This is a genomic window from Mycobacterium sp. 852002-10029_SCH5224772 (genome assembly GCF_001667315.1).
GTDB lineage: Bacteria > Actinomycetota > Actinomycetes > Mycobacteriales > Mycobacteriaceae > Mycobacterium.
This window is the reverse complement of record NZ_LZHT01000011.1, coordinates 24,248-39,937: the sequence shown is the minus strand read 5'-3', so window position 1 is coordinate 39,937 and position 15,690 is coordinate 24,248. Positions and strand designations below refer to the sequence as shown.

12 protein-coding genes are annotated in these 15,690 nt (G+C 62.5%); 6 read left to right on the top strand and 6 right to left on the bottom strand.

The annotated features are described in order from the left end of the window. Nucleotides 1-77 precede the first annotated feature (77 nt). On the top strand, nt 78-791 hold the full coding sequence (locus tag A5775_RS03350) for a TylF/MycF/NovP-related O-methyltransferase (protein WP_197512332.1): 714 nt from the start codon (nt 78-80) through the stop codon (nt 789-791). Here the strand turns inward: A5775_RS03350 and A5775_RS03345 are convergent. Continuing rightward, complete coding sequence (locus A5775_RS03345; RefSeq protein WP_067247446.1) at nt 780-3,332, bottom strand: excinuclease ABC subunit UvrA; 2,553 nt, start codon at nt 3,330-3,332, stop codon at nt 780-782. The two genes, A5775_RS03350 and A5775_RS03345, sit on opposite strands and share 12 nt — an antisense overlap. Nucleotides 3,333-3,474: 142 nt before the next feature. On the opposite strand from A5775_RS03345, the gene A5775_RS03340 reads away from it, so the two are divergent. Then, entirely contained in the window at nt 3,475-4,626 is a 1,152-nt protein-coding gene (locus A5775_RS03340) for an alpha/beta fold hydrolase (protein ID WP_197512330.1), read from the top strand. 231 nt (nt 4,627-4,857) lie between these two features. On the opposite strand, the gene A5775_RS03335 is transcribed toward A5775_RS03340, so the two are convergent. The 5 genes from A5775_RS03335 to A5775_RS03315 all read right to left on the bottom strand — a co-directional run bounded on the left by A5775_RS03335 (nt 4,858) and on the right by A5775_RS03315 (nt 10,705). Further along, complete coding sequence (locus A5775_RS03335; RefSeq protein WP_067247442.1) at nt 4,858-5,115, bottom strand: hypothetical protein; 258 nt, start codon at nt 5,113-5,115, stop codon at nt 4,858-4,860. A 154-nt stretch (nt 5,116-5,269) separates the two neighbouring features. Next, nucleotides 5,270-6,442, bottom strand: coding sequence for a CaiB/BaiF CoA-transferase family protein (locus tag A5775_RS03330; RefSeq protein ID WP_067247439.1), 1,173 nt, complete (start codon nt 6,440-6,442; stop codon nt 5,270-5,272). Between the two features lie 68 nt (nt 6,443-6,510). Then, entirely contained in the window at nt 6,511-8,034 is a 1,524-nt protein-coding gene (locus tag A5775_RS03325; RefSeq protein ID WP_067247437.1) for an aldehyde dehydrogenase family protein, read from the bottom strand. 22 nt (nt 8,035-8,056) lie between these two features. Beyond that, nucleotides 8,057-9,262, bottom strand: a complete 1,206-nt coding sequence (locus A5775_RS03320) for an amidohydrolase family protein (protein WP_082952866.1) — start codon at nt 9,260-9,262, stop codon at nt 8,057-8,059. Nucleotides 9,263-9,478: 216 nt separating this feature from the next. Next, nucleotides 9,479-10,705 carry a cytochrome P450 gene (locus A5775_RS03315; protein ID WP_197512328.1) on the bottom strand — a complete coding sequence of 409 codons (1,227 nt, stop codon included), beginning with the start codon at nt 10,703-10,705 and terminating at the stop codon, nt 9,479-9,481. Nucleotides 10,706-11,014: 309 nt separating this feature from the next. On the opposite strand from A5775_RS03315, the gene A5775_RS03310 reads away from it, so the two are divergent. The 4 genes from A5775_RS03310 to A5775_RS03295 all read left to right on the top strand — a co-directional run bounded on the left by A5775_RS03310 (nt 11,015) and on the right by A5775_RS03295 (nt 15,634). Beyond that, the gene (locus tag A5775_RS03310) at nt 11,015-11,704 is read left to right on the top strand and encodes a TetR/AcrR family transcriptional regulator (protein WP_067247430.1); all 690 of its coding nucleotides are present in this window, start codon (nt 11,015-11,017) and stop codon (nt 11,702-11,704) included. 217 nt (nt 11,705-11,921) lie between these two features. After that, entirely contained in the window at nt 11,922-14,270 is a 2,349-nt protein-coding gene (locus A5775_RS03305; protein ID WP_067247427.1) for a CaiB/BaiF CoA-transferase family protein, read from the top strand. A 51-nt stretch (nt 14,271-14,321) separates the two neighbouring features. Beyond that, on the top strand, nt 14,322-14,522 hold the full coding sequence (locus A5775_RS03300) for a ferredoxin (RefSeq protein ID WP_067247425.1): 201 nt from the start codon (nt 14,322-14,324) through the stop codon (nt 14,520-14,522). Then, entirely contained in the window at nt 14,519-15,634 is a 1,116-nt protein-coding gene (locus A5775_RS03295) for an NDMA-dependent alcohol dehydrogenase (protein WP_067247421.1), read from the top strand. The genes A5775_RS03300 and A5775_RS03295 overlap by 4 nt, the downstream gene beginning before the upstream one ends. Nucleotides 15,635-15,690: the final 56 nt, after the last annotated feature.

Genomic DNA, 15,690 nt, shown 5'->3' with positions numbered 1-15,690 from the left:
AGGTTGAGCGCATGGAGTCGTCGATGGCGTCGGATTACCCGTGTAGCAACGGATTCAATTGGGCACAATTGGTGAAGATGCCGATCGTGAGCGATGAATGGCATCATGGGCATCAAATTCTTAACTTTTACCCGATGGATAAGGACTTTCGAGAATCGCAGGCGGCGCGGACCATGGTGGCCGAGAACTTCGGCAACGCCAAGGCTCTCGACATCGATGCGGAATTGCTCAGATTCGGCTCTGACCACGTTACGTTGGGAGGCGCGTATTTGGAGATGGGCGTATGTACCGGAAGAACCATCAACTTCATTGCCGCGCTCAATCCCCGCCAACGTATCTGGGGATTCGATTCCTTCGACGGCCTTCCTGAACGATGGGCTCGCACCGATATCACGGTCCTCCAAGGCACTTTTCGGGCTAACGTCCAGGGTTGGATGCCACCGGTGCTCCATAACGTAGCCTCGGTAGAGGGCATGTTCCATGAAACCCTTCCGCAGTTCAAAAAGCGAGTTCTGGAATCCACGCCCATCGCTTTCCTACACGTCGATTGCGACATTTACGCATCGATGAAAGAGATTTTTTGCCAGCTGGCCGACAACATCGTGTCAGGGACCGTAATAGTATTTGACGAATTTTATAACTATCCGGGGGCCGAGGACAGGAGTTCAGGGCATTCCAGGAGTTCCTCGACCTCACCGGGAAGAAACCGGTCTACCTTGCCTACAACCAATACTTCGAACAAGCGGTTGTCCAGATTGCCTGACTCGATTGCGACGCGCTCAAGCCGGTAAGCACTCGGCGCGGGCCAACCGCTTCGCCAGATACGGCGCCGTGCGACTGTGCTTCGCACTTGCCACCGTCGCCGGCGGGCCCGCCGCAACGACACGTCCGCCGTCGCTGCCGGCTCCGGGCCCCAAATCGATCACCCAGTCCGCACCCGCGACCATCCGCATGTCGTGTTCGGCCACCACGACGGTATTGCCAGCGTCGACCAGCCGGTGCAGTTGACGGTCGAGCAGATCCACATCGGCGGGGTGAAGCCCGGTGGTCGGCTCGTCGAGGACGTAGAGGGTGTGCCCTCGCCGGGGTCGCTGCAGTTCGGCGGCGAGCTTGATCCGCTGCGCCTCGCCACCCGACAGCTCGGTCGCCGGTTGTCCGAGACGCAGATAGCCCAGTCCGACCTCTTGCAGCGTGGTCAGGCTCCGCGCTGCGCTGGCGACGTCGGCAAAGAACTCCGCGGCCTCATCGACCGTCATCGCGAGGACGTCGGCGATCGTACGGTCGCGATAGCGCACCTCGAGCGTCTCGTCGGAGTAGCGCGCTCCTTGACACGCCGGGCACGTGGCGTATGTGCCTGGCAAGAACAACAATTCGACCGAGACGAAGCCCTCCCCCTGACAGGTGGGGCAGCGACCTTCAGCCACGTTGAACGAAAACCTGCCAGCTGTCCAACCGCGGCGACGCGCCTTCGGGGTCGCGGCGAATTCACGGCGCACGGCGTCGAATAGGCCGGTGTAGGTCGCCAGCGTCGAGCGCGGCGTGCGGCCGATCGGGCGCTGGTCGACTGACACCAGCCGGTTGATCTCCTCGCCGCCCTCCGCCGTCACACCGACACTCGCGTCGCGATCGAGATCGATGATCCCACTGTCGGCTTCGTCGTCATCGGATTCGGCCGGCTCGGCTGCTCGTCCCGTGCCGAGATGGCTGTTCACGACATCGCCGAGGACCTTGACGACGAGCGTCGACTTGCCTGAACCGGACACTCCGGTGACGGCGGTGTACACACCGAGTGGCAGGTCGACGTCGAGGTCCTTCAAGTTGTGGAAGCAGATCCCCCGCAGCCGCAGCCGCCCGGACTGCGTGCGCGGTTGACGAGACGGCGGCCTGGCCCCCTCGAATAGGTACCTACGAGTGACCGACCCCTCGATGTCGGCGAGACCCGGCACCGGCCCGCTGTAGAGCACGGCCCCGCCAAGCTCTCCGGCCCCAGGCCCAACGTCGACGATCCAGTCGGCGCGGCGTACAACGTCCATGTCGTGCTCGACCACGAACAACGAATTGCCCGCGCGCCGAAGGCGATCGAGCACCTCGAGTAGCGGTTCGGCGTCGGCGGGATGCAGTCCAGCCGACGGCTCGTCGAGCACATAGAGCACGCCGAACAAGCCGGCGCGCAGTTGAGTGGCCAGCCGCAATCGCTGCAGTTCGCCGGGTGACACCGTCGGAGTGCGGCGACTGAGCGTGAGATAGCCGAGGCCAAGATCTATGAGTACCTGCAGGCGCGCGACGAGGTCGGCGGCGATCATGGTCGCCACTTCCGTCAGCTCACCGGATTTCGTTGACTCGTAAGCGGCGGCGGCATCGGTCCGAGAAGCCGTCGGGCGCAACGTTTCAGCGAGGTCGGCCAACGGCATCGCCGTGTAGTCGGCGATGGTGCGCCCGGCGAACGTCACCTTCAGCGCCTCCGGCCGCAAGCCGGAACCGTCGCATACTGGGCACTCGACGCTGTCGACGAATTGCAGCACGCGGCGGCGCATCATCGCGCTATGGGAGTTGGCCAACGTGTGGCGAACGTGGCGCTCGGCGCTCGAGAACGTGCCGTTGTAGTAATAATCGGCTTGCACAGGGTGCTGGTCCGGATCGATTTCGACGGTCGGCTGCTCGTCGGTGAACAGAATCCAATTGCGTTGACGCTTAGGAAGTTTTCGCCATGGCTTGTCGATGTCGTAGCCCAGCGTGACGAGGATGTCGCGCAGGTTTTGGCCCTGCCACGCACCAGGCCATGCGGCAACGGCGCCTTCGCGGATGGTCAGCGAGGGGTCTGGCACCAGTGTCTCTTCGGTCACCCGATGGATTCGCCCCAGCCCGTGACATTCGGGGCACGCCCCAACCGCGGTGTTCGGCGAGAACGCATCGGAGTCCAGTCGTTCCGTAGCCCCCCGCGGGTAGGTCCCGGCGCGGGAGAACAGCATCCTCAACAGGTTCGACAGGGTGGTGACGGTACCGACCGTCGACCGCGATGTCGCCGAACCCCGGCGCTGCTGCAGTGCAACGGCAGGCGGTAGCCCGGTGATGTCATCGACCTTTGGCGCGCCGGTGGGCAATAGCAGGCGACGGGCGTACGGAGCGACCGATTCGAAATAGCGGCGCTGGGCCTCGGCATAGATGGTCCCGAAGGCCAACGACGATTTGCCGGATCCGGAGATTCCGGTGAACGCGACCAGCGCGTCACGGGGCGCTACCACGTCGACACCCCGCAGGTTGTGGACCCGCGACCCGTAAACGCGCACACAAGGGTCGATTTCGTCCGGGCTTCCGTAGGGCATTTGCGTCATCTTGCTCAGCGGAATACCCCGGGTTGCGGCCGCACAAGCGCGATGTCTGCTGCTCGACACCGGGTCCGACGCCTCATTCTTTCCCGGATTTGGTCTGCAATCCCGTTTTAACGCCCCGCCGGCCGGGAATTCCGCCGTGGCCATGACGGAGACATCACCAAGCCGCATCCGCCTGAGTCATCACGTCGTGGAACTCGATGACGGGCGCCGGATCGGACTTTCAGTCGGCGGCCGCGGAGTGCCGTTGTTATTCATGCACGGGCTCCTGCTGAGTCGTAAGGCATATCTACGGATGCTCAGCCGGATCGCCGGTATGGGATTTCTGGTCGTCGCCGTCGATGCCGCCGGTCACGGCGACACCGGGCGACTGCCCAGCGACGCGTGCGGCTTCACCGATCGTGCCGATTCGGTATTGCGCACGCTGGACGCCCTCGGCATCGGGCAAGCGTTGTTTGTCGGCCATTCGATGGGTGGGCGAATGACCATCCAGCTGGCCGCACGCGCGCCCGAGCGGGTACTCGCTGCCGTGCTGTTCGACCCGGCGGCCGGAGCCCGGTTCGACACGACCATCCCAGAACTGGTGAAGTCACCCACCAAGGCATTGGGCGCGGCCTACACCGCGGTCCGCGACACACTGGGCGACCCGACGCAGCTCAGCGCCGGGGAACAGGTCGGATATTTCCGCGTGCTCGCCGCGGTGGCGGTGCCCAACCTGCGTTATCCACTCGGGGCCGTCCGGACGATCAAGGCCATCGTCGAGTCCGGTGATTACACGCCGATGCTGCACACCATGCGCGACGAGGGGATGCCCACGATGGTGGTGCACGCCGAAAAAGACATGATCGTGCCGTTCCCGCACGCGCGCGAAATCGCCAACGAGTCCGACGCCACGCTGTACAAGGTGCCGGCCGCGTACCACTCGTGGATGATCGCCAATCCGCGGCAGGGCGCCGACGCGTTTCGTCAATTGCTCGATGGCGAACTGGGCGAGGTGCTTCGCAACGCCGCCGACACGATGGGCATCGCCGACCTCGATGACCACGAGGCATGGGAGCGCGAATTGCTGGACCCCGATGCGCTGGTGTTGCAGTTCATCCAGGGTCGCGACCGTGTCGAAATCGGGGCGGAGGAGCTTGACCATGTCGACCTCGAACTGGTGCGCCGTACGGAGCGTTCGCAGGAGCGACTGTCGTGGGCGCAACGCACGTATCGTAGGTGGGCGGCCAAGCACCTGCATCAGGCGCGATCGATGATCCGGCAGAACACCCGGATTGAGCCGGAGCATCACGAATAACTACCGGTGAATAGCGTGCGGTGGGGGCGGGCGGGGCTCGAACCCGCGACCAACGAATTTGCGAGCGATGGATCGCGTAAGTCTTAGAATGTCAATTCAATTGGCCCGCAGTAGCATTAAGGATCTAGCGATGATACTCGGCAACCGTTGTTAGGTAACTGACCCGGTCATACTCGCCGATTAAACGCCGACTGCCACGTGTTTGCCATCGCCGCGGCCGGTGTTCTTGCCTCAATCAGGCGCCTGGCCAGCGCCGCGCTGCTTTTCCGATGCCAAGTGCTTCACCATCTGGCAGAGGTTGACGACAGCAGCACTCAGCTTGGAGATGGTGGCGTCCCGATCTTCAACACACGACTGCCAGTCGGGAAACTCCTGCGGCAACTTCTGGTTGTCTGCGTTGACGTGGATTTTCTGCTCGATTTGGTCGCACAAATCCGCGAGCGTTAACTGTCCTGGCGCAGAGATGTCGGAGAACCATTTATCGGACATGTGCGGCCGTCTCCTCTCCAAAGAAACAAAGCTCCCGAATCTCGCAGGTTAGCGGGTCCCCGTCACTAGGTTTTCTGTGGGGCCGGATCACATCCGGCTGCCTTGGCACCAGTCAAACCGCTCCGGCCTCGGATGCCGGAGGTTGCGCCGCTGTTCAGATTGCACCCGTCGAACGAAGGCGTTCCATTCCAACCGCATCGAAGCCCGCGAGGGCGCCGAGTAGTTCTTCCGTATGCTGCCCGACGTGCGGCGCCGCCGGCGGTGCAAATCCTTCGTCGGGTTTGGTCTTGATGCACGTTCCAATCAATCGCTGCGACGTTCCGTCCGGCTGAGCCTGCTCGTAGATGAGTCGGCGATCCTTCGCGTGGTCGTCGTCGAACAGGTCCGCTCCCAAAAACGCTGGGGCTCCTGCGATATCGGTTGCAATGAAGAAGTCTGTCCATTCCCTGCGTGTGCGGCTCTCGAAAATTGCCGTTAACTCCTCGCGCAGCCTGGCGTCCGCCTCGAGATCCTTCCCCGGCTGCTGGCGCCCCGGTTCGTAGAGATCCATCCTGTCGAGTGACTCGCAGAACCTTAGCCAGAACTTGTCCTCCAGCGCGTTGAACACCACATAGTTGCCGTCGCTCGTTCGGTAGTACTGATAGCGAAGCGAAGCGCGGATTCCCTCACCGTAGGCCGGATGACCGTTCGCCAACGCCGTGAGGTGCTGAAAGTTCCAGTTGATAGCCGCATCGACCTGCGCTACCTCGACGTACTGCGGCTTGCCGTCGCGCCCGGCGGCGTGCAGTGCGGCGAGTACGCCCATCGCTGCGTACAGCGGTCCCGCCAGAACACCTGTCGTCCCTGTGGCCGCCCCCGAAAGGCGTGGCGTTCCATCCGCATCGATCACCGGCGGACTCAAGCCGGCGAAGCAATCGAAGGACAGCCCGTGTGTGGGTAATCTCGTGTAGGGCCCATAGCTGCCCATGCCGTTGAGCACGCAGTAGACAACCGTCGGGTTGACCGCAACGACGTCGTCGTAGCTGAATCCGAGCCGATGCGCGGTTCCGTAACGTAGACCGTCGATCACCACCGCCGACGACGCGGCCAGGCGGCGAAACGCATCCTGCCCGTCCGGTGTTTTCAGGTTTATTGCCACACTCTTCTTGCCGCGGTTCCAGTGCGAGTCCTGCAACTCGCCGCCGGAAACCGCCGAACCGCGGAAGCCACCGCCGCCGGGCGGCTCCACCTTGATCACCTCTGCGCCGAGGTCAGCCAGATGCCCGCCCAGTGCATCCGCGGAGAACAGTGACACCTCGAGGACGCGGACATCCTTGAGAAGTTCCATAACGCGACCTTTCCAGCCCGGAGTCCGGACGCAACCAGGCGCGGCGCGTCCTCACAAGTGCGGTGCGGCTACATCATGGTGATTGATTTCAGCTCGGTGTATTCCTCGAAGCCCCAGCGACCTTGCTCTCGGCCGAGTCCACTTTGCTTGAAGCCGCCGAATGGCCCCCCGCCGTTGAACATGCCGCGCGCCGGTAGAGACCAGCCGGGGCCCTGCCCGCCCCCCGGATCGGCTCCGAGGTTGGCACCGGGTGCGAGAGTTTGCACCATGATGGTGCCGGTTCTGACCTGCCTGGCGACGTTGAATCCCCTTGCGGCGTTGCGGGTTAGCACCAACCCTGCCAGACCGTAGATGGAGTCGTTCGCGATGCGGATGGCTTCGTCTTCGGAGCGATAGGTCATGACTGCCAGGACAGGCCCGAACACCTCTTCCTGGCATAAGCGCATGTCGCTGCGGCAGTCGACAAATGCCGTCGGTTCGTAGTAGAAGCCCCGTTCGAGATGTTCGGGACGTTTGCCGCCGGCCACTAGCCGCGCGCCTTCCTGCACTCCGGCCGCAACGAAGGACTCAACTCGTTGACGCTGCTGATCCCTGATAAGGGGCCCGACGACGGTGGCGGGATCACGCGGGTCCCCGACCGTGATCATTGGGGCCATGGCTTTGAGGCCCTCGACATACGCGTCGAGCAGGTGCTCGGGCAACAGAAGTCGCGATGTGACGGTGCACGCCTGTCCGGCATGCATCAAAACTTGTCCGAATCCTATTCCAGCAACGTCACTTTCGGTCGCATCGTCGAGGACGATGTGCGCGCTCTTGCCGCCTAGTTCGAGCTGTGCGCGTTTCATCGTCGCCGCCGATAGTGCGCGGATGCGTCGACCGGTGGCGGTCGAACCGGTGAACCCGATCATGTCTACGCCCGGATGGGTACACAGCTCCTCGCCGATACCAGCACCTCCCACGACCACGTTGAACACTCCGGGCGGGAGGCCGGCTTCCTCGCCGATCTTGGCCAGCTCCAAGGCGTTCATCGGGGTCCACGGGTGCGGCTTGAGCACCACAGTGCAGCCGACGGCCAAGGCGGCCAGGCACTTCTGAATGTTGATCGAGAAAGGAAAGTTGAACGGCGTGATGACTCCGACCACCCCGACCGGTTCGCGGACCACCGTCACGCCGCCCAGGCCGGTCGGCGACACCACGGGCCCGCCCGGTGTCTCCACCCACGTCACGTCGTGTTCGACGAACTCGCCGTAGTAGTGGGCGGCTTCGATCGCACCACCAACCTGAATCAGGTCGGTGATGAAGCCGGTCGAGCCGATCTCGGCGACGATCAACTCTCGAAGTTCTGCTTTGCGCTCGTCCAGAATTTCAGCGAACCGCTTGATGATCTTTGCCCGTTCCCGGACCGACATCCACGGCCACGGCCCTTCGTCGAAAGCCCGCCTGGCAGCCTCGACCGCCATGGCCGCCTGCTTTGGTCCGCCGTCGACAACCCGTCCGATCAACTCTTCGGTAGCCGGATCGATGACGTCGATGGTGCCGAGAGCGTTGTCGCTCAACCACTTACCGTCGATGAAGCTCTGGTACTCCCGCATTACATGAATCCGTACGCGTCGACTAGGTCAGCGTCGGATACGGGGCGGGCTCAAAGTCGAAGACCCGGCGAGCATTACCTTGAAGCACTTTGTACTTGTCGAGGTCGGACCGGCCGTCGAGCGCCTTGTGAGCAGCCTGAAGGGAGTTGGGCCAGAGGCTGTCGGTGTGCGGATAGTCCGTTTCGATCATCACATTGTCAACGCCGATGAAGTCGAGATTCGCCGCCCCGAAGTCGTCCTCGATGAAGCAGCCGTACATGTGGTCGCGGAAGAGCTGGCGTGGTGACTCCGGGAATATCTCGGGGTCGGTGGGTACGGCGTTCAAGCGCATCGTGGCCGGGTCAACCGCCCAGTTGTTGGCGCGCAGATAATGGTAGTCGGCGGCCACATGTTCAGCACGCTCGATGAGATAGGGAATCCAGCCGATGCCACCCTCGGCGAGCACGATCTTCAGGTCGGGGTACTTCTGCAGCTTGCCCGAGAACAGCCAGTCGGTGGTTGAGTTCGCCAGATTGAGGTTGATGTTGACCGCCTGAACCCCAAAAGGTGCGTCAGGTGCTGTGTTCGGGCTGACCGAGGACGATCCGATGTGGGTGCACAGCGGCATCTTCGTCTCGTTCACCACTGCGAAGAAGTCGTCCCATGCTCCCGAGTGAATGGACGGAAATCCCAACGGGTGCAGGTTCTCCGCGAAGGCAATCGCTTTGGCGCCCTTGCCTGCGCACCTCAGCGTCTCTTCCACGGCCAGTTGAGTATCCCACAACGGAATGATGATCATCGGGATGTAGCGCCCGGGCGCCGCCGCGCACCACTCATCGATGACGAAGTCGTTGTAGGCCCGCACGCACTTGAGACCTAGGTCGCGGTCACCGAGGTGGGCGAACATCTGACCACAGAACCGGGGAAAGAACGGAAAGTTCAGTCCCGCGATCACATGATCCTCGTCCATGTCAGCGATACGGGCCACCGGATCGAAGTATGCACGAGGCATTTCGTCGTAATTCACTGGCAGCGGCGAGTACTCAGCCGGCCGTTGGTGAGCCGCGACCAAGATGCCCATCACCGAGGCGCGCGCTTGGTCGTAGATCCACGTATCGACGCCATCGATGCGCTCGACACGTGGCACTCGATCGCGGTCGGCGGCCGACGCCCGGTCGACCCATAGATTCGGTGGCTCGATGATGTGGTCATCGACGGAGATCATCCATTGAAGATCTTGCTTGTCCACGGGTTCCTCCCTGATTTCACCGAACCGGTTCATCGGGCTTGGCGAGCGAGCAACGGCTGCAGCAATGGGGGCGTCGTCGCGCAAACGGATACCGATTACCGGCTGACCTGATGCTAGGAGCGGCTCTGGCGCACTGTCAAGTGGCACTTGATAACTTGTCGAGTCCTACTTGAAAAATCGCTATCGCGCTGGCTGCGAGCTGATATGGGCCACCCCTCACTGGCCGACGCGGGCACCCGGCGTGAAAACGACGGGCAGGGCGCGGTAGCCCCGAGTGACCGAGTTCCCGTGAAAATCAACTTTTGCCCCAGGGGGGATTGCGTAGTCGGGTATCCGATTCAGGGTCTGTTCGACGCCCACCCGAAACTCGAGTCGGGCGAGATTGGAGCCGAGACAGCGATGGACGCCGGCTCCGAACCCGAGGTGGCGGTTTGTCTGTCGGTCGAGAATGCACTTGCTCGGCTCGTCGAACTCGCGCGCGTCGCGGTTGGCGGCCGCATAGTTCACGACGACCGTCTCACCGGGACAGAACTTGTGGCCGCTTAGTTCAACCCCTTCCGCAACTGAGCGATGCAGTCCGTGCACCGAACCGGCGAACCGGATGAATTCCTCTATCGCCGTGGGCATCAACTCCGCTTCGCGGACGAGGCGATCGCGCTCCGAAGCATGAGTGCCCAGATAGAAGAAGGCGAACGACATTGCACTAGAGGTTGTTTCGAGCCCCGCTTGCACCAGCAGCATCACATTGGCGACAACGTCGTCGAAGCTCAGTTTTTCGCCGTCGACCTCGGCGGCGAGTAAAACATCGATGAGATCGTCACGCGGCGGTTCACCACGACGCTTGTCGATCTCCTCGCGTACGCGGAGGTAGAGATTCGTCATCGAACCGTTTCGGACCTCTTCGCTCTCACCATTGATCGCGAGGTCAGCGGTCTCGATGTAGAGCGGCACGTCCTCAACGGGCATGCCGAGGAGATATCGGAAGAACACGATCCCGGGTTGCTGCCAGGCGACGTCGGCGAGATCGCCGCGGCCCGATTCGATGAAGTTGTCGATCAAGCCATCGGTGACCGCGCGCACCTGGGGCTCCAGCTGTTTCATGCGACCCGGAGAAAAATATGGGTTGAGAACTTTGCGAAGCTCTTGCTGCCGCGGAGGATCCAAGGTGATCACGATGTCACCCAACGACATCGGGTTGCCCTCCAGCCCAAGGGGTTTACTGGAGAAGCTGCGCCAATCACGCAAGATCTCGTAACAGTCGTCGTAACGGGTGGCGACCCACGCGCCCCCCGGCGTAGGGCCCAGGAAAGGGACATCCTGGTGACTGAACGGTCCGCTCTCCCGCATCACTGCGTAGACCTCGTAGAGGTATTCTTGGTCGTTGAAATCTTCGTGACGAAGATCGAGGTTCCGGGCGTGTTCCTCCGGTGGCTTGGTCACCATGGGTATTCCTTTCCGCCCCCGGGCGCGGGCATGCCAACCTCGGGACAACGACCGCAATCGCGCCACCGTCCATGTGCCATCTGCGCCGGCCCTCGATTTTCTCGCACACGCCGAAATTTGCTTTGGCAGCACAGTAAGTCGTCGGCCAGATGGAGTCAAGTCGCACTCGATAACTATCCGAGCCCACTCATGATCAGCGCGCCGTAGTGCGCACGGACACAGAGGATAAGGCCGAAGAAGCTAAGTGGCGTCGGACGGCACGCGTGCGAGCTTCCCCTCAGAAGACTCGTGCTCGCTAAAGTATGTGGGGTGACTACAGGTGCGCGGCGGCGAGTTCGCGACAAGGACGGCAAACAACGAGCTCTCCTTGAAGCGGCTGCGGAGGTCTTTGCCGAGGCGGGATACGCGGCTGCGGCGACAAAGGAGATTGCTCGTCGCGCCGACTGCTCTGAGGCAATGCTGTTCCACTACTTCGGGGACAAGCGAGGCATCTTTGAGCAAGTTGCTTCTCGACAGATCGCGGACCTCGTCAGCGAGGCAGAAGAGCAAGTCGTGGCGGCCCTGCCTGCGCACTTCGAGGACTATATCGAGAAGCTTTTCCTTGCGAGACTGAGGATCGATGACCGGAACAGCGGCGTGCCCGGATGGGACATTTCCGGTCGGGCGTTATCAGATCCGGACTTCTCGCTGCGCGTGCTGCAACCCAATCACGCACGCCGTACGGCCGTTATCGCTGAAGGCGTTCGCAACTACCAAGCCGCGGGACAGATCAGGGCCGACGTCGACGCCGACCTGTTCGCCGAGCTGCTGGCTAATTTCATCATCTTCACAACCAGCCTCGGACCACGCTGGTTTGGTACAGGCGAGTCAGATATCCGCGCGCAGATCGAACTGGGTTCGCAGATCCTCGCTAAAGGCGTAAGCACTTCACCCAGGACGCCGCCCGCCAAGCGAGGCGCGCGGGCGCAACGGGCCCCTAGGGTGCGTGCGGCCGACTAAAAGCTCCGACGAGTCGACCACGCGGCCGTGGCTATCGAGTCGCACTTGACACCGTTGCTTTCCCGTCGCTAGCGTCGTTGCCAGCCAGGCCGCAGCGATGCGGATGCAGAGCACCCTGCTCGATCGGCGCGAGCGTGAGGACAGAAGGTGGCGTGTGTGCATTCATCGGCGCTTGTAGCTCACTTCCGAAAACGTTGACGCGGAAAGTCGCACGGCGATGAACGCGCTGAATGGGGTTCGGGTTGTCGAATGGGCGACGGAAATCACCGGCCCGTATTGCACCAAGTTGTTCGCCGACCTCGGAGCAGAGGTCATAAAGATTGAAGCCCCGGACGGGGATCCGTTCCGCCGCAGAACGTCTGGCGATCGAAGCGACGCCGACGCGTTATTCAAATTCCTGAACGCCGGCAAGCGTTCAGTCGTTGGCACATCGCTGCCCGACCCGGAGGACCTGATCGCTTCCGCCGATGTGTTCGTCGATTCTCTTGGCCCTGGGGCACTCGACCGCGAGGCCCTCCTCCGGCGTGCGCCACACCTGGTGATCGTGGCGTTGTCTCCGTACGGATTGACCGGACCGTACCGGGACCGACCCTCAACGGAGTTCACGATCCAGGCCGAGAGCGGAACCTTGGCGCTGCGAGGTCGTCCGGACCAACCGCCCATTCAAGCGGGTGGTCGAGTCTTCGAATGGGTCATGGCCAGTTATGCCGCCGTCGCGGCGCTCGGCGCATTGCGTCGGGTTCAACTCGGCGGTGCAGGTGAAATCGTCGACTGCTCGTTGTTGGAGACGTGCCACCTCAGCGCCAGCGGCTTCGCTGACATCTACCACGAGTTGGCCGGACGTCCTGAGTTGAACTTGCCTGCCCGGCAGGTCGAGATCCCGTCCATCGAACCGACCGCGGACGGATGGGTGGGCTTCAACACCAATACCCGCCAACAATTTGAGTCGTTCCTCGCGATGATCGGTCGACTGGACCTGCTCGACGATGACCCGGCGTGGGCGCTCGCAACGACCCGCTGGGAACGCCGGGACGAGTGGAATCAGATTGTGCGGAACTGGACGACGAGACACTCCACAGACGAGATCGTCGAGTTGGCCTCCGATCTGCGGATCCCCGTTTCACCGGTCAACAACGGCCAAACCGTGGTGAACCACCCCCAGTTCGCGGCGCGCGGCGTGTGGGGCACGTATGCCGACGGCAGCTTTACCCACCCGTTGGCGCCCTACCAGATCAATGGCCGACGACCCGCCCCGACCGCCGGTGCTCCTCCGCTCGGCGAAATGGCACATGCACCCGCCCACACCAGGATTGCGACCGCCGCTGACCGCGCACCGGCACTTCCGCTACAGGGCGTACGAATTCTCGACGCGACAGCGTGGTGGGCGGGCCCCTCCTCCACCCATATTCTCGCCGCGCTAGGCGCCGAGGTCATTCACCTAGAGTCGACGGACCACCCCGACGGCGCACGGATGGCGGTCGCAGCGTTCGCCAATCAGCCTCAGTGGTGGGAGCGGTCGGGAATGTACCTGGCGACCAACACGAACAAGCGAGGGCTCACCCTCGACCTGTCCTCTTCCGAAGGGCGGGAGTTGTTGTTCGGCCTCGTCGCATGCTCGGACATTCTGGTCGAAAACTTCTCACCCCGGGTCTTCGACAATTTCGCGATCACGTGGGAGGCCGTCAGTGAGCAGAACCCCCGAATAGTGATGGTCCGTATGCCTGCGTTCGGACTCGACGGACCATGGCGCAACAATGTGGGTTTCGCGCAAACGATGGAACAGATGACCGGAATGGCTTGGGTGACCGGCCACGAGTACGACCAGCCGCGAATCCCCCGCGGCCCGTGTGACCCACTGGCGGGAATGCACTCCGCATTCGCCATGCTCACCGGACTCCGGCGTCGCGACGAGACTGGCCAAGGGTCCCTCATCGAAGTATCGATGGTTGAGTCCGCACTCAACGCGGCCGCCGAGCAGGTCGTCGAATTCACCGCATACGGGCACCTGATATCGCGGCTAGGAAATCGGAGCCGTGACGCCGCCCCACAAGGGCTGTATCAATGCGCGGGGACCGAGCGGTGGCTGGCGATTTCGGTCGCCACCGACGAGCAGTGGCGCCTACTGAAGTCGGCTCTGGGTGAACCGGATTGGGCGAATGACCCCGCGTTGGACACCCACGAAGGGCGCATGCGGGCACATGATGTGATCGACAAGCATCTCGAGCACTGGACCGGCCGCCAGGATTCCGCGGCCGCCGCAGAGTTACTCGTTGAATACGGTGTTCCGGCTGCGGATTTGGCAGACGCCAGGGTCGGTTCGATGCACCCTCAGCTGGCCGCACGAGGCTTCTTCGAAAGCCTCGACCACCCAATCGTGGGACGCCATCACGTGCCGGCGATTCCCTTCAGGTACCGCAGCGTCGATGAGTGGTATCGGTCAGCGGCGCCGACGTTGGGACAGCACAACGCGAGCATCCTCGGCGACCTACTGGGCCTGGACGCCGCATCGATTGCAGCGCTCACAGAAAAAGGAGTCATCGGGACCAGACCAGGCGGCTTGGACTAGACAGATCTGCTGTAAGTGCGTCCAGCGGATGTGTTGGGGAGAAGAGACAGCGTGAAACTTCGTGTCGACAGCGAAATGTGCCAGGGCCACAGCCGTTGTTACGCAACGTATCCCGAATTGTTCGACATCGACGACGAAGGGATTGCCGTCGTCACCATGGAAAATGTTCCTCCCGCATGGGAAGACCGGGCGCACAACGCAATCGCGAACTGCCCCGAGCGTGCCATACATATCGTCAAGGAGTCGCCGTGAAGACCAAGGGAGCAGTTCTGTGGGGGCTGAACGAGAAGTGGTCGGTAGAAGAGATCGAACTCGATCCGCCGCAGGAAGGCGAGCTACTCGTCGAGTTCGAAGCCACCGGTCTCTGTCATTCCGACCACCACATCCGCACCGGCGACATGTTCGGGGTGAGTTTTCCCTTGATCGGTGGACACGAAGGGGCGGGCATCGTTCAAGAGGTGGGTCCGGGAGTGCGCGATGTGGCGGTGGGAGACCACGTGGTCACATCTTTCCTGCCGGCGTGCGGTCGCTGCCGCTGGTGCGCCACGGGTCAGCAAAACCTCTGTGATTTCGGCGCGACCATCCTCGCGGGAGTCCAGGCCGACGGCACCTTCCGGCGCCGGGCCAGAGGACGGGGCATCGGAGCCCTCTCAGGTGTCGGCAGTTTCGCCCAGTGGGGGGTGTTGTCGGAAGCCTCAGTGGTCAAGATCGACAACGATGTGCCGCTATCGCGCGCATGCCTTCTCGGCTGCGGCGTAACCACCGGTTGGGGTTCAGCGGTCAATACCGCGAACGTCAGTCCCGGCGACGTGGTGCTCGTGGTTGGCTGCGGAGGGATCGGCAGCGGCGCCATTCAGGGTGCGCGACTGGCGGGAGCAGAGCAAATCGTCGTGGTCGATATCGAGCCGAGCAAGCGCGACAAAGCGTTTCAGTTCGGAGCCACTCATTTTGCCACCTCGATAGAGGAAGCAACCCAGTTAGTTGGCGAGATTACGCGTGGAGTCATGGCCGACTCGGCCATCCTCACGCCAGGCGTACTCGAAGGCGCGATGATCAACGACGCGCTCAACGCGGTGCGGAAGGGCGGCGCCGTGGTGGCCACCGCCCTGGCATCGATGTCCGACGTGACACCGACGCTGCCGCTGACGTTGTTCACGCTGTTCCAAAAACGCCTCCTGGGCAGCCTGTACGGCGAAGCCAACCCGCGGGCCGACATCCCTCGACTTATAAGCCTGTATCGAAGCGGCAAGCTGTTGCTCGACGAAACGGTCACCACCGAGTACAAGCTCGAAGACATCAATGAGGCCTACGACGACATGCTCGCCGGCCGCAACATCCGCGGGGTGATAATCCACGAGCACTGAGCCTTTGGGGAACGGCGAATCCGCCACGTATCCAGCCCGCGCAAGTTAATTCACCT